The following is a 22,288-nucleotide window of genomic DNA, read 5'->3' as shown; positions in this document are numbered from 1 at the left end:
AATGATCGCGCGCGGCAGTCTGTCGTCGTCGCGCGCAATGCCTTACGGCAGCGATATTCAACATCTTCTCGCTGGCCGAGGAACGTTCAAACAAAGGATGAGGCTATGGTTCAAGTTCGCAAACTGGTGTTAGCAATAGCGGCCGCCTCGGCGCTGTCCTCCGGTATGGCGCATGCCCTCGGGCTCGGGGAGCTGACCCTGAAGTCGACCCTGAACCAGCCACTGGTGGCTGAAATCGAGCTGCTCGACGTCAAGGATCTCACCGCTGCCGAAGTGGTGCCGAGCCTGGCCTCGCCGGAAGACTTCGCCAAGGCCGGCGTCGACCGCCAGGCCTTCCTCAATGATCTGACGTTCACCCCCGTACTCAACGCCAGCGGCAAAAGCGTGCTGCGCGTGACCTCAAGCAAGCCACTGTCGGAACCGATGGTGAAATTCCTCGTTCAGGTGATGTGGCCAAATGGCCGCTTGTTGCGCGACTACAGCGTGCTGCTGGATCCGTCGAAGTTCTCGCCGCAGACCGCTGACGCCGCTGCGCAACCAGCGCCGTCGCAAACCGTCACTGCACCGACCACCGGCGCCACACACCCGACGCAATACACCACCACCCCGCGCGACACCCTGTGGGAAATCGCGGCAAAGGCCCGTAACGGCGGTTCGGTGCAGCAGACTATGCTGGCCATTCAGGCGTTGAACCCGGATGCGTTCATCGGCGGTAACATCAACCGCCTGAAAGTCGGCCAGGTCCTGCGTCTTCCGGATTCGGTGCAAAGCACTGCGCTGCCACAGTCGGCGGCGATCGCTGAAGTCGCAGCGCAAAACGAAGCCTGGCGTCAGGGTCGTCGCTATGTGGCCAAACCTGGCGCCGGTCAGCAGCAACTCGATGCGACCAACCGTGGTCGCGGCAATACGGGCGCTGCGCCTGACGCGCAAGACAACCTGAGCCTGGTTTCTGCTGAAAGCGCCAAGGCGCGCGGCAAAGGCCCGGCGGGCGACGCCAAGGCCCTGAGCGACAAGCTCGCGGTCACCCAGGAAAACCTCGACACGACCCTTCGTGACAACGAGGAGCTTAAAAGCCGCATGACCGATCTGCAAAGTCAGCTGGACAAGCTGCAACGTCTGATCGAGTTGAAGAACAATCAATTGGCGAAGATGCAGGCCGAAGGGGCGGGCGCTGCGCCAGACGCTAATCCGGCGGTGCCTGCGATCACTGCCGAGTTGGCCGCCACACCGCCAGCGACACCGGCAGAAGCAGCTCCGACACCAGAGTCCGCCATTGCACCGCCGGCCGAGACGCCAGTTGAGCCAGTGGTCGAGCCGGTGGTCGAAACCACACCTGTCGCTGATGACGAAAAAACCTTTAACGAACTGCTGACCAATCCGATCTTGCTGGGGCTGGTCGGTGGCGGTGCCGTGGTCTTGCTGTTGTTGCTGTTGCTGCTGGCCCGTCGCCGCAAAGCCCAGCAGGAAGCCGAGAAGCATGTGCGCATGGCTCGCGCCCTGGCTGAGGAACAAGAGTTCTCCGCCGAGCACGATCTGCCGGAAAGCAGCTTCGAAGGTCTGGAAACCCCGGCCGCGAGCGTCAAACTCAACACGCCCGCTCCAGTTCCGGCACCAGCACCTGCGCCAGTAGTCGCCCCGATTGTGGCGCCAATCGTCATGGCCGAGCCCATTGCTGCACCGCTGGTTGCCCCGGCAGGCGAGCGCTCCGATGATGTCCTCGACAAGGCTCAATCGCACATCAACGCCGGGCGTCTGAATCAGGCTGCTGCGTTGCTGGAAGAGGGCATCAGCCTTGAGCCGCAGCGCAGTGATCTGCGTTTGAAGCTGATGGAAGTCTATGGTCAGCAGGGCGATCGCGATGCTTTCGTCGGCCAGGAGCGTCAGTTGGTGGCCAATGGCGACAACTTTGCCAAGGTCGAAGAGCTGAAAAGCCGTTTCCCGGCCATGGCAGTAGCGGTTGCCGGTGGTTTGGCCGCCGCCGCCATTGCAGCCGAGCTGGACGCCCAGTACGTCAAGGAATTGCTGCTGGATGAGCCCGAAACGCCTGAGCCGTCGCCAGCAACGGACGATCTGGACAGCGCGTTCGACTTGAGTCTGGACGATCTCGACAACATCACTCCGGTGGAACCGGCGCCAATCGTTGAGCCTGAAGCGCCTGTCGAGCTGGACGAGTTCCCGTCGGACGACGATCTGAGCTTTGAATCGGTGCTGCAACAGCAGACCGACATCAAAGAGAATCTCGATGATCTGTCGGATTTCGACCTGGATCTGGACCTTGGCGCTGAGCCAGCTCCTGCTCCAGCACCGTTGGCCGATGATGACTTCCTGCTGGATCTGGACGACGGTGTGAAGGACCTGTCGCCGGTAGAGCCACCGGTCGTCGCTGATGTGCCGCAGGATGATCTGGAGCTACCGGCCGATTTCGACCTGTCGTTGTCTGACGAGATGGACACCAACCCGGCGGGCGAGCCTGATGCATTTGCTGCCGAGCTGGATGACGTCAACGCCGAGCTGGATCGCCTGTCGCAAAGCATCGCCGAGCCGACGTTCACCGAGGCCGATGCGGCGCTGGGTGACGATTTGGGTGAAGACGATTTCGACTTCCTCGCGGGCACCGACGAAGCAGCCACCAAACTTGATCTGGCCCAGGCCTACATCGACATGGGTGACAGCGACGGCGCGCGCGACATCCTCAACGAAGTGTTGACCGAGGGTGACGAGAAGCAGCGCGGCGAAGCCAAGGACATGCTCTCCAGCCTTTAGTAAATCTGCGGTAAACAAAACGGCAGCCCGGTGAGGCTGCCGTTTTTGTTTGGGGGGGAGTGTGTGTTGTTTTGGCTATTGTCATCGCTGGCAAGCCAGCTCCCACAGGTATTGCGTGCGCCGCAGAAACTGTGGGAGCTGGCTTGCCAGCGATGAGGCCCGATCAGGCGACAGAGATCTCTCTGGCATCCCCGGTCCACAGCCTTATAATGCCCGCCTTTGCAAAAACAGCAGGCTGTCCCACCTTGGCAAACATAGATAACCCGGTCGCCGAAATGGCCCCCGACGGCTTTTACCGCGTTGCGCTGGGCGTTGAATACAAAGGCTCGCGCTACAGTGGCTGGCAGCGTCAGTTAACCGGAGTGGCGACGGTGCAGGAAGCGCTTGAAAAAGCCTTGTCGAAAGTCGCCAACGCGCCCGTTTCCTTGCAGTGCGCCGGGCGTACCGACGCGGGTGTGCATGCCTGCGGACAGGTGGTGCATTTCGACACGCAGGTCGATCGCTCGCTGAAGGCCTGGGTAATGGGCGCCAACATCAACCTGCCTCATGACATCAGCGTCAGTTGGGCGCGGGTAATGCCGGCGCATTTCCATGCGCGGTTCAAGGCCATCGCCCGGCGCTATCGTTATGTGATCTACAACGATCAGATTCGCCCGGCCCATCTCAATGAAGAAATCACCTGGAATCACCGTCCGCTGGACGCTGAGCGCATGGCCGAAGCCGCGCAGTATCTGATTGGCACTCACGATTTCAGTGCGTTCCGTGCCGGGCAGTGCCAGGCGAAATCGCCGATCAAGAAGATGCACCACCTGCGCGTGACCCGTCACGGCAAGATGATTGTGCTCGACATCCGCGCCAACGCATTCCTGCACCACATGGTGCGCAACATCGCCGGCGTCCTGATGACCATCGGTGCTGGCGAGCGGCCGGTCGAGTGGATGAAAGAAGTGCTGGAAAGTCGCGAGCGCCGGTCCGGCGGCGTCACAGCGCATCCTTACGGCTTGTATCTGGTGCAAGTCGAGTACCACGATGAATTTCCACTGCCCGAGCGTTTTATCGGTCCACATTTCCTTACGGGTTTCTCCGAACTTGACGGCTGACGCCCTCGAACGCTTTTGTTACCATCCGGGACTTTCCCGGATTCTGCCTCGGAGTTTTTCTCGATATGTCAGCCGTTCGCAGCAAGATCTGCGGCATTACCCGCATAGAAGATGCGCTGGCCGCCGTCGAAGCCGGGGCTGATGCGATCGGGTTCGTGTTTTACGCCAAAAGTCCGCGCGCAGTATCGGTGCAGCAAGCGCGGGAAATCATCGAGGCCTTGCCGCCGTTTGTGACCACCGTGGGCCTGTTCGTCAATGCCAGCCGCTGCGAGTTGGGGGAAATCCTCGATGCCGTGCCGCTGGATCTGTTGCAGTTCCATGGCGACGAAACCGCCGAAGAGTGCGAAGGCTGGCATCGTCCTTACATCAAGGCGCTACGGGTCAAGGCCGGCGATGACATTGCCGCGGCTGTCGATGCCTACCCAAGTGCCAGTGGCGTACTGCTCGACACCTACGTCGAAGGCGTGCCCGGCGGAACCGGCGAGGCATTCGACTGGTCATTGATTCCGCAAGTTTTGAGCAAGCCGCTGATTCTGGCGGGTGGTTTGACCCCGGAAAACGTCGCAGGCGCCGTGGCTCGGGTCAAACCCTACGCCGTCGACGTCAGCGGTGGGGTAGAGGCGAGCAAAGGCATCAAGGATCACGCAAAAGTTCAGGCGTTCATCGGCGCCGTCAGGGGCATTTAGGCCTGTGCATGATGTGACGGCTGGCACACTGCCGCCGTCCACAGCTTGGTAGAAAAGAGGCTGAGGGTTTTTGGGTTGTACGAAGGTCAGTTTTTCTGACCCGGCCATCCTTGATCATCGCCACACATGAATTTAGCTCAAGGGCATACACGGGGCTGCGAACCAGAGCGTTCGGGCCGCCGGTACTGGAGAAAGAAAGCATGAGCAACTGGTTAGTAGACAAACTGATCCCTTCGATCATGCGCTCGGAGGTCAAGAAGAGCTCGGTGCCTGAAGGTCTGTGGCACAAATGCCCGTCCTGTGAGGCTGTGCTGTATCGTCCGGAGCTGGAAAAGACCCTGGACGTTTGCCCGAAGTGCAACCACCACATGCGCATCGGCGCACGTGCGCGCATCGACATCTTCCTTGATGCCGAAGGTCGTAACGAACTGGGCGCCGATCTGGAGCCGGTTGACCGTCTGAAATTCCGTGACGGCAAGAAGTACAAGGATCGCCTGACCGCTGCGCAGAAGCAGACCGGCGAAAAAGATGCGTTGATTTCCGTCAGCGGCACCCTGCTGGGCATGCCAGTAGTGGTTTCGGCGTTTGAATTCAGCTTCATGGGCGGTTCCATGGGCGCCATCGTCGGCGAGCGTTTTGTACGCGCTGCCAACTACGCGCTGGAAAACCGCTGCCCGATGATCTGCTTCGCCGCTTCCGGTGGTGCGCGCATGCAGGAAGCCCTGATCTCGCTGATGCAGATGGCCAAGACCTCGGCCGTGCTGGCGCGTCTGCGCGAAGAAGGCATTCCGTTCATCTCGGTGCTCACCGATCCGGTTTACGGGGGTGTTTCCGCCAGTCTGGCAATGCTCGGCGACGTGATCGTTGGCGAACCTAAAGCCCTGATCGGCTTCGCCGGTCCGCGCGTTATCGAGCAAACCGTGCGCGAGAAACTGCCGGAAGGCTTCCAGCGCAGCGAGTTCCTGCTGGAGCACGGTGCGATCGACATGATCATCCACCGTCAGGAACTGCGCCCACGTTTGGGTAACCTGCTGGCACAAATGACTGGCAAGCCGACGCCGAAATTCGTCGCCGCGCCAATCGAGCCGATCGTGGTTCCGCCGGTACCTGCTGGCCTATGATCGAGCGCACCCTTGGCGAGTGGCTCGCCTACCTTGAGCAGTTGCATCCGTCGGCCATCGACATGGGTCTGGAGCGTTCGCAACAGGTAGCGTCCCGCATGGGGCTGGGCCAGCCGGCGCCTCGGGTGATCACGGTCACCGGCACCAACGGCAAGGGTTCGACCTGCGCTTTCGTGGCTTCATTGCTGCGAGCGCAGGGCCTGAGCGTTGGTGTTTACAATTCTCCGCACCTGCTGCGTTACAACGAGCGGGTGCAGCTCAATGGCATCGAAGCCACTGACGCACAGCTGTGCGAAGCGTTTGCTGCGGTCGAGGCCGGGCGCGGCGAAACCTCCCTGACTTACTTTGAAATGGGCACCCTGGCGGCGTTCTGGCTGTTTCAGCAGGCCGGGCTCGACGCAGTGGTGCTGGAAGTCGGTCTGGGCGGGCGTCTGGATACGGTCAACGTGGTGGACGCCGATATCGCGCTGGTCACCAGCATTGGTGTCGATCACGCCGATTATCTGGGTGACACTCGCGAATCCGTGGCTTTCGAGAAGGCCGGGATCTTCCGTCAGGGCAAGCCTGCTCTGTGCGGCGACCTCAACCCTCCGCAACCGTTGCTCGACAAGGCGCGCGAACTGGCGTGCCCGTTCTCCCTGCGTGGGCGCGATTTCGATCTCGGCATCACTGACCATAACTGGCAGTGGCGCGGTACCGATGCTCAGGGCCAGGTCGTCGAGCTGCATGATTTGCCGCTGCTTGATCTGCCGATGGAAAACGCCGCGCTGGCGTTGCAGGCGTACCTGCTGCTCGGTTTGCCGTGGAATGCACAGCAGATTGTGGCGGCCTTGCAGGCGACACGTGTTGTCGGGCGCCTGGACCGCCGTTCGTTCGAATGGAATGGCAAGCGCTTGAATCTGTTGCTGGATGTTGGCCATAACCCGCACGCGGCGGAGTATCTGGCTCGCCGTCTGGCCTCGCGGCCACCGGTCGGCAAGCGTCTGGCGGTGTTTGGTCTGTTGGCGGACAAGGATCTGGATGGTGTTGTCAGCGAGTTGAATGCTAGTGTCGAACACTGGGCTGTAGCGCCGCTGGATTCGCCGCGTGCGCGCCCTGTTGCGCAATTGCAGGCGGCATTGCAGAACCTTGGCGCGTCGGTCACGTCTTACGACAGTGTCGCCGCCGCACTTGAAGGGCAGTGCGCCGTCGCGACCAGCGACGATGAGATTCTGTTGTTCGGATCATTTTATTGTGTCGCCGAGGCCCTTGAATGGCTGGCCCGGCGCTCCACGGAGGAAGCGGCAAATGGCTTTGCTGGATAAAGCGTACAAACAGCGCATGGTCGGTGCACTGGTGCTGGTGGCGCTGGCGGTGATTTTCCTGCCGATGCTGTTTTCCCGTCAGGACGAACAGCGTCAGGTGACCGTCGAGGCCCCGGCAGCCCCGCCTGCGCCTGCCGTGCCGCAAGTGCAGTTGGAACCGGTCGCCGTTCCCGAGCCGCAAACCTTGCCGCAAGAGCCCGTGCCAAGCGATGACGAAATCGCCGAGCAAGTCGAGCCATCTGCGCCGATTGCCCCGACACCTGTTGTGCCGGCCCAGATCGCCAAGCCTGCCACGCCGCCGCCGGCGTCCAAGCCGATTCCTGCGCCTGCCCAGCCGATCGCTTCAGCGACGACCAAGCCTGATACCACTCAGAGCCGCGTCGACGCCAATGGTCTGTCGGTGAGCTGGTCGGTGCAACTGGCCAGCCTGTCGAGCCGCGCCAGCGCCGAGAGTCTGCAAAAAACGCTGCGCAGCCAGGGCTACAACGCCTACATCCGTTCCGCCGATGGCAAGAATCGGGTGTTCGTCGGCCCGCTGATCGAGCGCGCCGAAGCCGATCGTCTGCGTGATCTGTTGAGCCGTCAGCAGAACCTCAAGGGCTTTGTCGTGCGCTTCCAGCCCGAGCGTGGCTAGCATCTATCGATTCGATTGAAATGCACTGAAAATCGCAGCTTACCGATAGCCATGCGCTCTGCTAAAATGCGCCGCCTTATCCGTCTGTAGGCTGCACTGTGCCATTTACCTGGGTTGACTGGGCGATCGTTGCAATCATCGCCATCTCCGCATTGATCAGTCTGAGCCGCGGCTTCGTCAAAGAAGCATTATCGCTGGTGACCTGGATCATCGCAGGAGTCGTCGCCTGGATGTTCGGTGGTTCATTGTCCGAGTACCTCGCCGGATACATCGAAACCCCATCGGCTCGCGTGATCGCGGGCTGTGCCATCATGTTTGTCGCCACGCTGATCGTGGGCGCAATGATCAATTATCTTATCGGCGAGTTGGTTCGCGTCACCGGGTTGTCCGGGACCGACCGCTTTCTGGGAATGGCCTTCGGCGCGGCGCGTGGCGTGCTGCTGGTGGTCGTCGCAGTCGGGCTGTTGAGCCTGGGGCCGGTACAGCAGGACGGGTGGTGGAAAGAGTCACAGCTCGTGCCAAAATTTCTATTGGTCGCCGACTGGTCCAAGAACCTGATTCTTGGGTGGAGCAGTCAGTGGCTTGCCAGCGGAATCAGCGTACCCGCTGAAATTCCGTTCAAGGAGCAGCTCTTGCCGTCGGCCAAAACGCCACAGTGAGTGTTGTTCAGTTCAGATCCATTAAGTAGGGGTTGCGTCGCATGTGTGGCATCGTCGGTATCGTCGGTAAGTCGAACGTCAATCAGGCGCTGTATGACGCGCTAACCGTGCTCCAGCACCGCGGCCAGGACGCTGCCGGTATCGTGACCAGCCATGATGGCCGGTTGTTCTTGCGCAAGGACAATGGCCTGGTGCGTGACGTGTTCCATCAGCGTCACATGCAACGCCTGGTCGGCCATATGGGTATCGGCCACGTCCGTTATCCAACCGCGGGCAGTTCGACTTCGGCCGAAGCCCAGCCGTTTTATGTCAACTCGCCTTACGGCATCACGCTGGCGCATAACGGTAACCTGACCAACGTTGAACAGTTGGCCAAAGAAATCTACGAATCCGATCTGCGTCACGTCAACACCAGTTCCGACTCGGAAGTGCTGCTCAACGTGTTCGCCCACGAGCTGGCCCAGCGCGGCAAGCTGCAGCCGACCGAAGAAGACGTGTTTGCTGCCGTGACCGACGTGCATAACCGTTGCGTCGGCGGTTACGCGGTAGTGGCCATGGTGACCGGTTACGGCATCGTCGGTTTCCGTGACCCGCACGGCATCCGCCCGATCGTGTTCGGCCAGCGTCACACTGACGAAGGCGTCGAGTACATGATCGCCTCGGAAAGTGTTTCCCTGGACGTCCTCGGTTTCACCCTGATTCGCGACCTGGCGCCGGGCGAAGCGGTCTACATCACTGAAGAGGGCAAGCTGCACACCCGTCAGTGCGCGACCAGCCCGTCCCTGACCCCCTGCATCTTCGAACACGTCTATCTGGCGCGTCCGGACTCGATCATCGACGGCGTGTCGGTCTACAAGGCGCGCCTGCGCATGGGCGAGAAGCTCGCCGAGAAGATCCTGCGTGAGCGTCCTGAGCACGACATCGACGTGGTTATCCCGATTCCGGACACCAGTCGCACCGCTGCGCTGGAGCTGGCTAATCACCTGGGCGTGAAATTCCGCGAAGGTTTCGTCAAGAACCGTTACATCGGCCGCACCTTCATCATGCCGGGCCAGGCTGCCCGCAAGAAATCGGTACGCCAGAAGCTCAACGCCATTGAGCTGGAATTCCGCGGCAAGAACGTGATGCTGGTCGATGACTCGATCGTTCGCGGTACCACCTGCAAGCAGATCATTCAGATGGCCCGTGAAGCCGGCGCGAAAAACGTCTACTTCTGCTCGGCCGCTCCTGCGGTGCGTTTCCCGAACGTCTACGGCATCGACATGCCAAGCGCCCATGAACTGATCGCCCACAACCGTTCGACTCAGGACGTGGCTGATCTGATCGGTGCGGACTGGCTGATCTACCAGGACTTGCCTGACTTGATCGAAGCGGTCGGCGGCGGCAAGATCAAGATCGAAAACTTCGATTGCGCAGTGTTCGACGGCAAATACGTGACCGGCGACGTCGACGAGGCTTATCTGGACAAGATCGAACAGGCACGCAACGATGCCTCGAAGGTCAAGACCCAGGCGGTCAGTGCGATCATCGATCTGTATAACAACTGAGTTTCTACCGGCCCTGAGGGGCCGGTTTTGTATCTGGCAAAAGACTTTTTATTTATCGAGAACAGGCAAGGAGTGACAGCATGAGTCAGGAATGGGATGCCGGTCGTTTGGATAGCGACCTCGAAGGCGTAGCGTTCGATACCCTGGCCGTACGTGCCGGTCAGCACCGTACGCCGGAAGGCGAACACGGTGATCCGATGTTCTTTACCTCAAGCTATGTATTCCGCACGGCCGCCGACGCAGCAGCACGGTTTGCCGGCGAAGTGCCGGGCAACGTTTACTCGCGCTACACCAATCCGACCGTGCGCGCGTTCGAAGAGCGCATTGCTGCGCTGGAAAGCGCCGAGCAAGCCGTTGCGACAGCGACCGGCATGGCCGCGATCATGGCGGTGGTGATGAGCCTGTGCAGCGCCGGCGATCACGTGCTGGTGTCGCGCAGCGTGTTCGGTTCGACCATCAGCCTGTTCGAAAAGTACTTCAAGCGTTTCGGCATCGAAGTCGACTATGTGCCGCTGGCGGAGCTGCCGGCGTGGGATGCGGCGATCAAGCCAAACACCAGGCTGCTCTTCGTCGAGTCGCCATCCAATCCGCTGGCTGAGTTGGTGGACATCACCGCCCTGGCGCAAATTGCTCACGCCAAAGGCGCGATGCTGGTGGTCGACAATTGCTTCTGCACACCTGCGTTGCAGCAGCCGCTGAAGCTCGGTGCGGACATCGTCGTGCACTCGGCGACCAAGTTCATCGATGGCCAGGGCCGTTGCATGGGCGGCGTGGTCGCCGGTCGCAGCGAGCAGATGAAGGAAGTCGTCGGTTTCCTGCGTACCGCCGGGCCAACGCTGAGCCCGTTCAATGCGTGGATCTTCCTCAAAGGTCTGGAAACCCTGAACCTGCGGATGAAGGCGCACTGTGCCAACGCCCAGCAACTGGCCGAATGGCTGGAGCAGCAGGACGGCATCGAGAAGGTCCATTACGCCGGTCTCAAGAGCCATCCACAGCATGAGCTTGCTCAGCGTCAGCAGAAGGGCTTTGGTGCGGTGGTGAGTTTTGAGGTCAAGGGCGGCAAAGAGGGCGCGTGGCGCTTTATCGATGCCACCCGGTTGATTTCGATCACTGCCAACCTTGGTGATAGCAAAACCACCATCACCCACCCGAGCACCACTTCCCACGGCCGTCTGGCGCCGCAAGAGCGTGAAGCAGCGGGTATTCGTGACAGCCTGATCCGTGTCGCCGTCGGTCTGGAAGACGTGGCCGACCTGCAGGCCGACCTGGTGCGCGGTCTGGCGGCACTGTGATCGAATTGTCCACTGCGAAAGCCGGCACTCATGGCCGCGTTGCGCTGGTCACGGGCGCCGCGCGCGGCATTGGTCTGGGCATCGCCGCGTGGCTGATCAGCGAAGGCTGGCAAGTGGTGCTGACCGATCTGGATCGTGCGCGCGGTTCGAAAGTGGCGAAGGTGCTGGGCGAGCACGCCTGGTTCATCGCCATGGACGTTGCGGATGAAGGTCAGGTGGCGCTTGGTGTGGCCGAGGTGCTGGGCCAGTTTGGTCGGCTCGATGCGCTGGTGTGCAATGCTGCCGTGGCTGATCCCCACAACATCACGCTGGAAAGCCTTGATCTCGCCTATTGGAATCGGGTGCTGGCAGTGAATCTCAGCGGGCCGATGCTACTGGCCAAGCATTGCGCGCCGTATCTGCGGGCGCACAATGGCTCGATCGTCAATCTGGCGTCGACCCGTGCCGGGCAGTCCGAACCTGATACCGAGGCCTATGCGGCGAGCAAGGGCGGATTGTTGGCCCTCACTCACGCGTTGGCCATCAGCCTCGGGCCGGAGATTCGGGTCAACGCCGTCAGCCCGGGCTGGATTGATGCGCGGGACCCGTTTGCACGCCGTGCCGAGCCGTTGGCCGATTCCGATCACGCTCAGCATCCGGCGGGCAGAGTGGGCACGGTTGAGGATGTGGCGGCGATGGTTGCGTGGCTGCTGTCGAGGAATGCCGGGTTTGTCACCGGGCAGGAATTCGTCGTTGACGGCGGCATGACCAAGAAGATGATTTACAAGCCGTGAAGTGCAGCTTCGAGCTTCAAGCTGCCAGTCAAAGCACAACAGTGAAGTGACTGCGGTATGTGTTCTTGCTTTTGCTTGCTGCTCGACACTTGTCGCTAAAAGCTGTTTCTGAAAAAAACTTCAATCCTGCTATTGACTTAGGTTCGCTACCTGCGTAAATTTCGCGGCCTCGGAGATGCAAACGGGTGATTAGCTCAGCTGGGAGAGCGTCTGCCTTACAAGCAGAATGTCGGCGGTTCGATCCCGTCATCACCCACCACTTCCGAGTAACTTGCGAAAGCAAGAGGGTAGGCTGAAAGTGCCTGCACCGACGCGCAGCGGTAGTTCAGTCGGTTAGAATACCGGCCTGTCACGCCGGGGGTCGCGGGTTCGAGTCCCGTCCGCTGCGCCATTTTTAACGAGTCAGACATTGTCTGGGTCGAGATTGAAAAGCACCGAAGCTTTCAATCAAAACGAGTTACTTGAGCGCAAGCTCAAAGCGATACGCAGCGGTAGTTCAGTCGGTTAGAATACCGGCCTGTCACGCCGGGGGTCGCGGGTTCGAGTCCCGTCCGCTGCGCCATATCTGCTTCGAGGCCCACTGAACGCCTTGAAGCGCCGAAAGCAGCCATTGGCTGATTCGGAATCGATAGCAAAGACCCTGGTCGAAAGACCGGGGTTTTTTGTGTCTGAAATTTGACCCTCCATTTCTTCTTCCTGCCTTTCACCATCCTGTGCCCTATACAAGTCTTTGTGGGATCGCAGTTATCCCTACGGGTTTGCTGCGGTGCCACGTCGCATTGATTTTTTGATTCTTTAGTCAGAATTATGTAACTGGTTGTTTGCTGCGAGCCAAGAAACCTTTAAAGTTAACCTTTCGGTCAGCTTTGCACTGTCAACACAGCTCTTTGCTTCGCCAGAAAGAGCTTCTGCAAGACTCGAGATTCCCAGTAGATAACCAGAAGGGCGGACATATAACCGCCCAGAGGATGATCCATGTCCAACCGTGAAATATCCCGGCGCTCATTCCTTCAGGGCGGGCTGGTAGCGGGCGTGAGCGTCACGCTCACGCCGCTCAGCAGTCAGGCGCTGGCTGCCTTGATGGAAAACAGCGTCACCGTGCCGTCCGAGAAGTGGCTCGGCAACAACGGTAAGGCGCGTCAGCGTAACGATGCACTGTCCAAGGTCTGCGGCAGCAAAGTGTTTGCCCGCGATATCCGATCCAAGGACATGCCGGGTTGGCCTGAGCAGCAGGGCCACGCCATGCTGCTGAAAACCATCAAGGCCGATCGCATCTATGCCGGCTACGATCTGTCGTGGCTGGGTGCAGACTTGCAACCGGATCGCATCGTTACCGCTGCTGACTTGGACAAGGACGGCATCGTCTTTCCGGAAGAACACGCTCCGGATCCGCTGCTGCCGGAAGGCAAAGTGCCGATGTTCATCGGGCACCCGGTGGCAATCCTGATCTGGAACGATTTCGAGCGTTTCCGTCAGGCCAAGAACCAGCTCAAATTCAATGACAAGGCGATTCGTTACGGTGCTCAAGTGCCGTTCTACGAACGCGACCCCTACGGCAGCTTCCGCTATGTGCGTGTCGGTGGCCCGACCTCGGCCGATGAAGACGAATTCGCCAGCCTCAAGGATTCGATCCTGTTCCCGATGCTGAAAAACCGTCGTCCGGTGTGGGATGCGTCGCCGAATCTGCATGGCAACCTGACCGAGCGCGGGCTGTTCTACGCCGATCGCATGAAGAAAGAGATCGATACACCGCCGGACAACTGGCTGGTGTTCGATGAGCGCTACAAGACTCCGTCGATCGAGCCGGCCGCCATGGAGCCGGACAACGGCAATGGCTGGTATGACCCAAAGACCAAAACCCTGCACTTTGTCGTGGCGACCCAGTGCCCGCTGGAAACGGCGACCGATACCGCGAAAATGATCGCGCCTTCGCGCTTTGGCTTGGCCAACCTGAACATGCACCCGGGTTACACCGTGGGTTACGGTTCCAAAGACCACAACATCTTCGTTTACTACGCGGCCCTCGCTGCGCTGTACGGCGCCGGTGTGCCTGTGCGCCTGGCCAACGACCGCTACGAGCAGTTCCAGAGTGGCATCAAGCGTCACCCGTTCGACATTCGCTACCAATTGGCCGTGGACAAGAACGATTACAGCTTCAAGATTTTCCGCTCCGAAATGAGCGTCGACGGCGGTGGCCGGATCAACTACAGCCCGTCGGTAGCTGCAGTGGGTGCCACGGCAGCGCAGTCGATTTACTACATGCCGCAAAACGACCTGCAAGTCACCGCCTATCACTCGCGCGGTGTTGAGGCGGGATCGATGCGCGGCTACGGCACCCTGCAAAGCATGGCGGCGACCGAAATGATGGTCGATGAAATCGCCAATCGCCTGGGGGTCGACGCGATCGACCTGCGTCGCAAAAACGCGTTGCGTTCCGGCATGAAAAATACCCAGGGTGCGATCCCGGCCGGCGCGCTGCGACTGCACGAGATTCTCGACAAGGCCTCCGTGCACGAGGTCTGGAAAAACCGCGACGCGATCAAGAAACAGCGCGAAGCGGCAGACCCGGATAACTGGTATGGCGTTGGTTTTGCCATTTGCCAGAAAGACTTCGGCACCGGTTCCGAAGCGCCGATGGCCAGCATCGAATTCACGGCCGACGGTCGCATTACCCTGCGCCACATCGGCATCGAAATCGGCACCGGCATGTCCACGTCGCAAGCTTTGGTCGTCGCCGATTTCCTCGGCAGCCCGGCGCACGAAGTGAAGACTGGCGAAACCGAATGGAAGGAAATGCAGCTGATCACCAGCGGCAACCCTTACACCATGAGCCAGGCCGAGCAGGACAACCTGCTGCGCAACCCGCGCTGGGTGGGCAAATTGGCCTCGGCGTCGTCCGCGACCAACTCCGCTTACTACTTCAGTCATGCCACCCGTGAAGCGGCGCGTGTGTTGTTCAATCACGGTCTGTGGCCGGCGGCGCTGGAGATCTGGCGTCAGGGTCCTTACGGCGGCCAGGCCAACCCTTACGTGGTGCGACGTGAAGACGCGCATTGGGTCGATGGCAAGCTGACCGCCAACGGCATGCAGCCGTTGAGCTTCGAAGAGCTGGCCAAACGCGCTCACGAGCGTGGCCTGGTCACTGCGGCGACAGTTCACGGTTTCAACCGCTGGAGCTGGGCCGAGGCTGAGTACAGCATCGACGGCGTGAAAGAGCGTCTGCCACTCGATGGTCTGGCGGTGAAGTACGGCGACGGCGCACCGAAGGCCAAGCAAGCGTTGATGAGCACTGCCGGTTTCCACCTGCTGGATCGCCAGAACATCAACTACCCGGTGACCCAGCTGAACAACGCTGCCGTGACGTACTACAGCCCGGTCGCCACGCTGGTCGAGTTGAAGGTCAACAAAGGCTCGGCGGAAGTCGAAGTGCTCAATCACCATTCGTGGGTCGAGTGCGGACGTGTGCTGGTCGAAGAGCTGGTCAAGGGGCAACTTGAGGGCGGTATCGCCATGGGCATCGGCCACGCATTGATGGAAGAAATGCCGCTGTACGAAGGCGGGCCGGGGGAGGGTGACTGGAACTTCAACCGTTACCGTCTGCCGATGGCGCGTCACGTTGCGGTGTGGAAACAGACGGCGGAAATTCTGCCGCCGCTGTCGCCAAGCGATCCGTCCAAAGGCATCGCCGAAGTGGTGATGATCCCGGTAGTCGGTGCCATCGGTAACGCCGTGGCGCACGCCATCGGTAAACGTGTTCGCGATCTGCCAATCACTGCTGCGCGCATCAAGGAGGCCCTCAATGGCTAACCGTCCGCTTCAACTGACCCTCAATGGTCAATCCGTCGGCCCGGTGGACATCCCTGATGACCTGCCGATGATCGATTACCTGCACGAATACAAGAATCTCACCGGCTCGCGCCTGGGCTGTGGTCAGGGTATCTGCCACGCCTGCGTCGTGATCGTCGACAACCCGGACGGCACCAGCGAAGAAGTGCGCACCTGCATCACCGGCGCGCATTATTTCGAAGGCAAGAAAGTTCGCACCATCGAAAGCCACGCCAAGCGTGACGAGGACGGTCAGGTCACTGAGCTGAACCCGATCCAGCAGCGTTTCGTCGACGAGTTCGCCTTCCAGTGCAGCTACTGCGCCCCGGGCTTCGTCAATGCCGCGACCGTGCTGGTGGAAAAGCTGCAACGCCAGCCGATCGTCAAAAGCCAACTGGAACAAGTCATCGAGGACAGCCTTGGCCATCACATCTGTCGTTGCACCGGGTACGTGCGTTACTACAACGCTACCCGCAACGTGTTGACTGATCTCGGCCTGGTCAAGGAGGGTTAAGCATGAAGCTTTTATTGACCCGCCTGACCCTGGCGGTCGGGCTGACTGCGCCGATGTTGTTCGCGCACGCTGATGATCAGGTCAAGCGCGGCGAGTATCTCGCCCGCGCTGCGGACTGCGTCGCGTGCCACACGGCAGCGGGTGGTGCGCCGTATGCGGGTGGCCTGCCGATCGTCTCGCCGTTCGGCACGATCTACGGCACCAACATCACGCCGAGTAAAGAACACGGCATCGGTTTGTACAGCGATGAGGAGTTCTTTGCCGCGCTCACCGAAGGCAAGCGCCGCGACGGTGCGAATCTGTATCCGGCGATGCCGTACACCTCCTATCACCTGGTGCCGCGGGAAGATTCCGACGCGATTCATGCGTATCTGAAAACCGTCGAGCCGATCGAACGTGCTGCACCGGTCACCAGCCTGAGTTTTCCGTTTAACGTGCGTCTGGGCCTGATGGGCTGGAACATGATGTACGGCAAAGATGTGAAGCTGGATTCGGGGGAAGGCAAAAGCGAGGCGTGGAAGCGCGGCCAGTACATGGTCGACGTTCTCGGCCACTGCGGCGAATGCCATACGCCGCGCGGCCTTCCGGGCGCGATGCAGATGGACAAACGCATGACCGGTGGGATCCTCAACGGTTATCTGGCGCCGAGTCTACTGGCCACCGATCTGGCTGCTCGCGGCTGGAATCATCAGGACCTGAGCACGTTCCTCAAGCACGGTATGAGTGCGCAGGGCACGATGTTCAACGAGATGTTCCCGGTGTTCCACAACAGCACTCAGGGCCTGACCGATACCGATTTGGCTGCGATGGCCACGTTCCTGCTCGGTGATCAGCCGCCGGCAGCCAAGGCGCTGGTCGAAGTGCCGGTGGACAAACTCGGCGCGAGCGCCCAGCGCGGCCGTCAGGATTACTTGAACGTCTGCGCCGGATGTCACGCGGTCGGTGGCGAAGGCAAACCGCATATCGCGGTGGCCATGCGCGGCAACACCACGCTGCGTCTGGAAGATCCACGCAACTTGCTGCGCGTGATCGAGGATGGTATCGGCGAACAGAAATTCTCCGGGTTCGAGCACATGCAACCGATGCCGGGTTTTGCCGACAAGCTCAGTCCTGAGCAGTTGACCGATCTGCTGAACTACCTGCGTCAAGGCTGGGGTGGTCAATCCACTGAACTGACCGTAAGCGAAGTGCAGAAGCTGCAAGCCGACGCTCCGGCCCTTGAGCACAAGGCGCACTGATATGCAGCATCTCGATCTGCAAGTGGTGCGCCGCGCGCTGGAGTGGTCGGTGGCGGGGCAGTGCATCTGGCTCTGCACCGTGCTGACGACCTACGGCTCGGCACCGCGTGCGCCGGGTTCGCTGCTGGCGGTGAATGAAGGCGGGCAGTGGATCGGGTCGTTGTCCGGCGGTTGCGTCGAGGAAGATTTTCTCGAGCGCGTCGCCGAAGGTGCGTTTCTCGATGCGGTCAATGTCGTGCGTTACGGTGAGGGCGACGATCCGCGCTCGCGGGTCAGCCTGCCCTGTGGTGGCATTCTCGATGTGCTGGTAGAGAAATTTGACGCCGACTGCGACGTGCAGGCGCATCTGCGCGAATTGGAGTCGGCGCTGCTCGGTCAGCGACGATTGATTCGCGAGGTCGATCTGGCCAGCGGTGCGCGCAGTCTGTTCGCTGATCGCGAGCAGGGTGCGCGTATCGAGCGGGAGATTGATCGGGTGCGGATCCGCATCGGTGCAGCGCAGCGTCTGTTGCTCGCCGGATATTCCAGCGTGGCGCAGGCGTGCGCCGAGTTTGCGGTCGGCCTCGGTTTCGAAGTGATCCTCTGCGATCCGCGCGATGAAGTGCTCGAGGGTGTGGTGCTCAGTGGCGTGGAGATTCGTCGGCAACTGCCGTCGGTGTTCATTGCTGATGGCGGTTGCCATCGAGATACCGCGGTCGTGGCGCTGACCCATGATCCGCGCATCGACGATCTGGCGATGATGGAAGCGGTGCGTACCGAAGCGTTCTACATCGGCGTGATGGGCTCGCTGCAGACTTCGCAGAAACGCTTCGAGCGTTTGCGTCGGATTGGCGGGCTGGGGGAGGGCGAGTTGGCGCGGATACATGCACCGATCGGCCTTAACCTGGGTAGCAAGACGCCGGCGGAAATTGCCTTGGCGGTGCTGGCGGATATCTTGCGCATACGCAGTGGGATTGCTCGGGATCAGCTCTGATACTGAGTGGCGGATGTCATTGTGGCGAGAGAGCGTGCTCCCTCGCCACAGTTGTCTCTGAAGAATGAAACAGGGCGTTTGATCAGAAACCGTATTTGTCGCGCAACCCGTAATACCAAGCCCCCAGCGCCGCAAACGGCGTGCGCAGCAGTTGCCCGCCCGGGAACGGATAGTGCGGCAGATCAGCAAACGCATCAAAACGCTCCGCCTGACCACGCAACGCCTCGGCCAACACTTTGCCGGCCAGATGCGTGTATGTCACACCATGACCACTGCAACCCTGCGAGTAATAGATGTTGTCGCCCAGGCGCCCAACCTGCGGCAGGCGCGACAGGGTCAGCAGGAAGTTACCGGTCCAGGCGTAATCAATCTTCACGTCCTTGAGCTGCGGGAACGCCTTGAGCATTTTCGGGCGGATGATCGCTTCGATGTTTGCCGGATCCCGTGCGCCATACACCACGCCGCCGCCGAAGATCAGGCGCTTGTCGCCCGTCAGGCGGTAGTAGTCCAGAAGGTAATTGCAGTCTTCGACACAGTAATCCTGTGGCAGCAGGTTTTTCGCCAATTCATCGCCCAATGGCTCGGTGGTGATCACCTGAGTGCCGCACGGCATCGATTTAGCCGCCAGTTCCGGCACCAGATTGCCGAGGTAGGCGTTACCGGCGACGATGATGAACTTGGCCCTGACCTTGCCCTGCGGTGTATGAACCACTGGATTGGCACCGCGCTCGATACGCACGGCGGGCGATTGCTCATAGATAGCACCGCCCAGCGATTCGACTGCCGCGGCTTCGCCTAGCGCCAGGTTGAGCGGGTGAATGTGGCCGCCACTCATGTCGAGCATGCCGCCGACGTACTGATCGCAGGCAACGACCTCACGAATGCGGCGTTGATCAAGCAATTCAAGCTGCGTATGGCCGAAGCGTTCCCACAGACGCTTTTGCGACTCCAGGTGGCCCATCTGCTTGGCTGACAGCGCCGCGAACACGCCGCCGTCCTTCAGATCGCACTGTATGTTGTACTTGGCGACGCGTTCGCGAATGATCCGGCTGCCTTCGAAGGCCATGTGGCCGAGCAGTTGCGCTTGCTTCGGGCCAACGGTGCGTTCTATCACGTCGATGTCGCGGCTATAGCTGTTAACAATCTGGCCACCGTTGCGTCCCGAGGCGCCGAAACCGACTTTGGCTGCTTCCAGCACGGTCACGCGAAAACCGCTCTCCAGCAGAAACAGGGCGGAGGACAATCCGGTATACCCGGCACCAATCACACAGACATCCGTCTCCACATCATCCTGCAAGGCCGGACGAGCCGGTACGGCATTGGCCGACGCAGCGTAATAAGACTCTGGGTAAAGGGTGTTCGCCATCCTGCAGCCTCTGTTTAATATATTTTACGAGTGCGCCGATCCTACCCGAGTTGAAAAACCTCCGCCAGCCACTGAAAACCTCCGTTGCTGAGCGGAAATTAAATATTTTGCATATTCATAGGGTTAGGTGAAAAAAAGGTGTTGACACCCCTCCGGAATTCCGTAGAATGCCGCCTCACAGCAGGCACGTAGCTCAGTTGGTTAGAGCACCACCTTGACATGGTGGGGGTCGTTGGTTCGAGTCCAATCGCGCCTACCAAACAAAATCCGCTCTGCTGGGCGGTCTAGAAGGGCTCACCGAAAGGTGGGCCCTTTTTTGTTGTCTGCTTGTCGGGTGGCCCGCATCGGCGACTACTCTCGGCGAAAATAGGTGATATAGTTTGATGGCATTTTGATGACCATTCGGTTAGTTTTCTCTCCTCGGCATGACGCTAAAGGGAGAAACGAAGTGGCTATTGTTCGTGAAAATGCGCTTCAGACCGCATTGATGTCGGTGCTGATCGCATCAAAAAAACAGGGTGTAGACGTTGCAGCTCTCGTTGATTGTGCGCTTTCCATGACTGCGAGCTATCCACGTGATTCGTCGATTGGCGTGGCTCCTACGCGAGCCAGTCTCGAATTGCAGAAGGCGTACCAGGCTGTATTGAAAGGCACGGGTCAGGATTACAGCAAGGCGTGATCGGGGGTTAAACTGCTCGATTAAGCCGCCTTCAGGTTCGTCTGGATGCATGCCTAACCGCTGTAACCCGGCGACTCTCAGCTGACGCACTATCTCTTCGCTCGGCTGGCACGGTATTGCGACAGCCCTAAGCGTGCACTCATGCAATTCGAAGGCGGCAACCATCGGATTCTTCAGTAGTCGCTGGTAAATGTCGTGGCTGGCCGTTGATGCCGAAGGTCTTCATGACTTTTACGGGTTTGACATGAACACCTGGGCCATTTCCTGAGTTCAGTGCAGCACCCTGAGCTGTCGCGTAGCGCTTCCTGGCTTCTGCCGACAGCTTCGGTCTTTCGCCTCGGCCTGGCTGTGATCTTCCTGTCGGTTATTTGCTCGGCTTTAGAGCCAGCCATTCCAGCGCGTGATCTTCTCATTCCATAAAAATAGTCCGGATATTGAATGAGTTACGAGCTTTTTTAACCGACCGGTTATCGAAAAAATATTGTCGCTGAAGCGATTAATCAGTAATATCCGCTCCGCGTTCACCACCACGGTTTATGCATTTTTAATCCCAAGCTTCCATCAGCTGCTTGGGATTTTTTTTGCCTGCGATTTGGCTTTCGCAGCGCTACTCTATCGCGTTCCTCCGCTGCACACCGGCAATGTGGCCCGAGCCAATCTCCGCTTTTTGAACTACTACTGACTGGCCGATTTTCAACTCTTATAAAGGAGTGTGTCTGTGCTGGCTCACTGGTTTCTAGCGGCTATTCATCTACTGGCTTTTGCCTTGGGCTTTTGGGCCGTGCTGACGCGTGGAGAGGCGTTCAGTTGTTTGGCGTCCGGCACGGGGGAGGTCAGGCGCGTGTTGCTCGCCGATAATCTGTGGGGCATCTCTGCGTTGATTCTGTTGGTGACGGGCGGGATGCGTGCCTTTGGCGGGTATGAGAAGGGCACTGACTATTACCTTCATCAGCCACTGTTCCATCTGAAGATGACACTGTTCGTGCTCATTCTGCTGATGGAGCTCGCGCCGATGATCACGTTGGTCAAATGGCGCATCGCGTCAGCGCGCGGTACGGCACTCGATACCGGGCGTGCGAAGTTGTACGCGCGAATCAGTCATGTCGAAGCGTTGTTGCTGATGCTGATGGTGGTTGCCGCCACTGGCATGGCACGTGGCGTGACATTCGCTTAGGAGGGCGAATTCCCTGCGCTCTATCGGAATCGTCCGACATCCAGCCTTTGGAATGGCCGGTAATATCGAGTGGCAACAGGGGATAGGGAAGACGAATCGAAAGGGGGGGGTGTGTCAGGCGCCGTGCCCAACAGAGTGGGAGCGGGTGGCAATACGGCGCGTGTATCTCTAGCCAGTCATTGTGCGGGGCAAACGAACTGGCTACTGACTGCGATGCGGCTCAGGGTGTTTGTGGTTTGTCCGGAGCGGTCAGGCCAGCTTGAATGCGCTGGTAGATCTCTTCACGGTGCACCGCAACGTTCTTCGGAGCGTTGATGCCAATTCGTACTTGCTGGCCGCTAACGCCCAGGATGGTGATGGTGATGTCATCACCAATGTTTATGCTTTCACCGACTTTGCGGGTGAGTATCAGCATGGTCTTCTCCTTGATTGCTTTGTAGGGCACCTGATTCAGACAGTGCAGAGGTCGGTGGTACGTATAGATTAGTGCGAAGTCTCACAGTTTGGGTGCCTCTTTCTGACGCGCAGATCCGGCATTAATTCCCAGGGCGTAACTATACAGAGGCTGCAATCATCAATCTCGTTGTTTCGTGCCCATTTTGCGGGGCTCGCGAAGTATTTATGAATGGTAAGATCGCCG

General features: G+C 59.7%; 18 protein-coding genes and 4 tRNA genes. 20 read left to right on the top strand and 2 right to left on the bottom strand.

Features of this window, described 5'->3' with window-relative positions; all coding sequences use genetic code 11:
• The first annotated feature begins 105 nt into the window (after positions 1-105).
• The 17 genes from AB4P91_RS23140 (at position 106) to AB4P91_RS23060 (ending at position 18,429) form a co-directional block, all read left to right on the top strand.
• A complete protein-coding gene (locus tag AB4P91_RS23140) occupies positions 106-2,763 on the top strand; it encodes a FimV/HubP family polar landmark protein (protein ID WP_150594690.1) in 2,658 nt (885 codons plus the stop codon).
• 275 nt (positions 2,764-3,038) lie between these two features.
• Positions 3,039-3,863, top strand: a complete 825-nt coding sequence (gene truA, locus AB4P91_RS23135) for a tRNA pseudouridine(38-40) synthase TruA (RefSeq protein ID WP_042558610.1) — start codon at positions 3,039-3,041, stop codon at positions 3,861-3,863.
• Between the two features lie 65 nt (positions 3,864-3,928).
• Positions 3,929-4,549 carry a phosphoribosylanthranilate isomerase gene (locus AB4P91_RS23130; protein WP_395603792.1) on the top strand — a complete coding sequence of 207 codons (621 nt, stop codon included), beginning with the start codon at positions 3,929-3,931 and terminating at the stop codon, positions 4,547-4,549.
• 200 nt (positions 4,550-4,749) lie between these two features.
• Positions 4,750-5,670, top strand: coding sequence for an acetyl-CoA carboxylase, carboxyltransferase subunit beta (accD, locus tag AB4P91_RS23125; protein WP_016984535.1), 921 nt, complete (start codon positions 4,750-4,752; stop codon positions 5,668-5,670).
• The gene (folC, locus tag AB4P91_RS23120; RefSeq protein ID WP_395603791.1) at positions 5,667-6,974 is read left to right on the top strand and encodes a bifunctional tetrahydrofolate synthase/dihydrofolate synthase; all 1,308 of its coding nucleotides are present in this window, start codon (positions 5,667-5,669) and stop codon (positions 6,972-6,974) included. The genes accD and folC overlap by 4 nt, the downstream gene beginning before the upstream one ends.
• Positions 6,958-7,608, top strand: a complete 651-nt coding sequence (locus AB4P91_RS23115; protein WP_395603790.1) for an SPOR domain-containing protein — start codon at positions 6,958-6,960, stop codon at positions 7,606-7,608. The genes folC and AB4P91_RS23115 overlap by 17 nt, the downstream gene beginning before the upstream one ends.
• 98 nt (positions 7,609-7,706) lie before the next feature.
• Positions 7,707-8,267, top strand: coding sequence for a CvpA family protein (locus AB4P91_RS23110; RefSeq protein ID WP_042558615.1), 561 nt, complete (start codon positions 7,707-7,709; stop codon positions 8,265-8,267).
• Between the two features lie 41 nt (positions 8,268-8,308).
• Complete coding sequence (gene purF, locus AB4P91_RS23105) at positions 8,309-9,814, top strand: amidophosphoribosyltransferase (RefSeq protein WP_042558616.1); 1,506 nt, start codon at positions 8,309-8,311, stop codon at positions 9,812-9,814.
• Positions 9,815-9,894: 80 nt separating this feature from the next.
• Positions 9,895-11,106 carry an O-succinylhomoserine sulfhydrylase gene (locus AB4P91_RS23100; protein ID WP_150594694.1) on the top strand — a complete coding sequence of 404 codons (1,212 nt, stop codon included), beginning with the start codon at positions 9,895-9,897 and terminating at the stop codon, positions 11,104-11,106.
• Positions 11,103-11,879: an SDR family oxidoreductase gene (locus AB4P91_RS23095; RefSeq protein WP_150594695.1), complete on the top strand. Its 777-nt coding sequence runs from the start codon at positions 11,103-11,105 to the stop codon at positions 11,877-11,879. The genes AB4P91_RS23100 and AB4P91_RS23095 overlap by 4 nt, the downstream gene beginning before the upstream one ends.
• Positions 11,880-12,062: 183 nt before the next feature.
• Positions 12,063-12,138 (top strand) — tRNA-Val (locus tag AB4P91_RS23090).
• Between the two features lie 55 nt (positions 12,139-12,193).
• Positions 12,194-12,270, top strand: a tRNA-Asp gene (locus tag AB4P91_RS23085).
• A 94-nt stretch (positions 12,271-12,364) separates the two neighbouring features.
• A tRNA-Asp gene (locus tag AB4P91_RS23080) sits at positions 12,365-12,441 on the top strand.
• 413 nt (positions 12,442-12,854) lie between these two features.
• Positions 12,855-15,686 (top strand): xanthine dehydrogenase family protein molybdopterin-binding subunit, encoded by a 2,832-nt coding sequence (locus tag AB4P91_RS23075; protein WP_395603789.1) that lies wholly within the window; start codon positions 12,855-12,857, stop codon positions 15,684-15,686.
• Positions 15,679-16,218: a (2Fe-2S)-binding protein gene (locus tag AB4P91_RS23070; protein ID WP_042558620.1), complete on the top strand. Its 540-nt coding sequence runs from the start codon at positions 15,679-15,681 to the stop codon at positions 16,216-16,218. The genes AB4P91_RS23075 and AB4P91_RS23070 overlap by 8 nt, the downstream gene beginning before the upstream one ends.
• 2 nt (positions 16,219-16,220) lie before the next feature.
• Positions 16,221-17,456 (top strand): c-type cytochrome, encoded by a 1,236-nt coding sequence (locus tag AB4P91_RS23065; protein ID WP_395603788.1) that lies wholly within the window; start codon positions 16,221-16,223, stop codon positions 17,454-17,456.
• A 1-nt stretch (position 17,457) separates the two neighbouring features.
• Complete coding sequence (locus tag AB4P91_RS23060) at positions 17,458-18,429, top strand: XdhC family protein (RefSeq protein ID WP_150594698.1); 972 nt, start codon at positions 17,458-17,460, stop codon at positions 18,427-18,429.
• Between the two features lie 82 nt (positions 18,430-18,511).
• Here AB4P91_RS23060 and AB4P91_RS23055 read toward each other — a convergent pair whose 3' ends face one another.
• Positions 18,512-19,795, bottom strand: a complete 1,284-nt coding sequence (locus tag AB4P91_RS23055) for an FAD-binding oxidoreductase (protein WP_150594699.1) — start codon at positions 19,793-19,795, stop codon at positions 18,512-18,514.
• A gap of 182 nt (positions 19,796-19,977) precedes the next feature.
• Here AB4P91_RS23055 and AB4P91_RS23050 point away from each other — a divergent pair.
• The 3 genes from AB4P91_RS23050 (at position 19,978) to AB4P91_RS23040 (ending at position 21,648) form a co-directional block, all read left to right on the top strand.
• Positions 19,978-20,054: transfer RNA gene (locus AB4P91_RS23050), tRNA-Val, on the top strand.
• A gap of 189 nt (positions 20,055-20,243) precedes the next feature.
• Positions 20,244-20,474, top strand: a complete 231-nt coding sequence (locus tag AB4P91_RS23045; RefSeq protein WP_150594707.1) for a hypothetical protein — start codon at positions 20,244-20,246, stop codon at positions 20,472-20,474.
• 718 nt (positions 20,475-21,192) lie between these two features.
• Positions 21,193-21,648, top strand: coding sequence for a DUF2214 family protein (locus AB4P91_RS23040; RefSeq protein WP_395603787.1), 456 nt, complete (start codon positions 21,193-21,195; stop codon positions 21,646-21,648).
• 220 nt (positions 21,649-21,868) lie between these two features.
• Here the strand turns inward: AB4P91_RS23040 and csrA are convergent, their stop codons facing one another.
• Positions 21,869-22,063 carry a carbon storage regulator CsrA gene (gene csrA / locus AB4P91_RS23035; protein ID WP_003179932.1) on the bottom strand — a complete coding sequence of 65 codons (195 nt, stop codon included), beginning with the start codon at positions 22,061-22,063 and terminating at the stop codon, positions 21,869-21,871.
• Between the last annotated feature and the right edge of the window lie 225 nt (positions 22,064-22,288).

Source organism: Pseudomonas sp. B21128 (assembly GCF_044218865.1).
Classification (GTDB): domain Bacteria; phylum Pseudomonadota; class Gammaproteobacteria; order Pseudomonadales; family Pseudomonadaceae; genus Aquipseudomonas; species Aquipseudomonas iridis.
This window is presented reverse-complemented; position numbering and strand designations above follow the sequence as displayed.

What these genes read in the sequence shown, in the direction of transcription:
- AB4P91_RS23140 (WP_150594690.1), top strand. Translation starts at nt 106, where the DNA reads ATGGTTCAAGTTCGCAAACTGGTGTTAGCAATAGCGGCCGCCTCGGCG.
- truA (WP_042558610.1), top strand. Translation starts at nt 3,039, where the DNA reads ATGGCCCCCGACGGCTTTTACCGCGTTGCGCTGGGCGTTGAATACAAA.
- AB4P91_RS23130 (WP_395603792.1), top strand. Translation starts at nt 3,929, where the DNA reads ATGTCAGCCGTTCGCAGCAAGATCTGCGGCATTACCCGCATAGAAGAT.
- accD (WP_016984535.1), top strand. Translation starts at nt 4,750, where the DNA reads ATGAGCAACTGGTTAGTAGACAAACTGATCCCTTCGATCATGCGCTCG.
- folC (WP_395603791.1), top strand. Translation starts at nt 5,667, where the DNA reads ATGATCGAGCGCACCCTTGGCGAGTGGCTCGCCTACCTTGAGCAGTTG.
- AB4P91_RS23115 (WP_395603790.1), top strand. Translation starts at nt 6,958, where the DNA reads ATGGCTTTGCTGGATAAAGCGTACAAACAGCGCATGGTCGGTGCACTG.
- purF (WP_042558616.1), top strand. Translation starts at nt 8,309, where the DNA reads ATGTGTGGCATCGTCGGTATCGTCGGTAAGTCGAACGTCAATCAGGCG.
- AB4P91_RS23100 (WP_150594694.1), top strand. Translation starts at nt 9,895, where the DNA reads ATGAGTCAGGAATGGGATGCCGGTCGTTTGGATAGCGACCTCGAAGGC.
- AB4P91_RS23075 (WP_395603789.1), top strand. Translation starts at nt 12,855, where the DNA reads ATGTCCAACCGTGAAATATCCCGGCGCTCATTCCTTCAGGGCGGGCTG.
- AB4P91_RS23070 (WP_042558620.1), top strand. Translation starts at nt 15,679, where the DNA reads ATGGCTAACCGTCCGCTTCAACTGACCCTCAATGGTCAATCCGTCGGC.
- AB4P91_RS23065 (WP_395603788.1), top strand. Translation starts at nt 16,221, where the DNA reads ATGAAGCTTTTATTGACCCGCCTGACCCTGGCGGTCGGGCTGACTGCG.
- AB4P91_RS23060 (WP_150594698.1), top strand. Translation starts at nt 17,458, where the DNA reads ATGCAGCATCTCGATCTGCAAGTGGTGCGCCGCGCGCTGGAGTGGTCG.
- AB4P91_RS23055 (WP_150594699.1), bottom strand. Translation starts at nt 19,795, where the DNA reads ATGGCGAACACCCTTTACCCAGAGTCTTATTACGCTGCGTCGGCCAAT.
- csrA (WP_003179932.1), bottom strand. Translation starts at nt 22,063, where the DNA reads ATGCTGATACTCACCCGCAAAGTCGGTGAAAGCATAAACATTGGTGAT.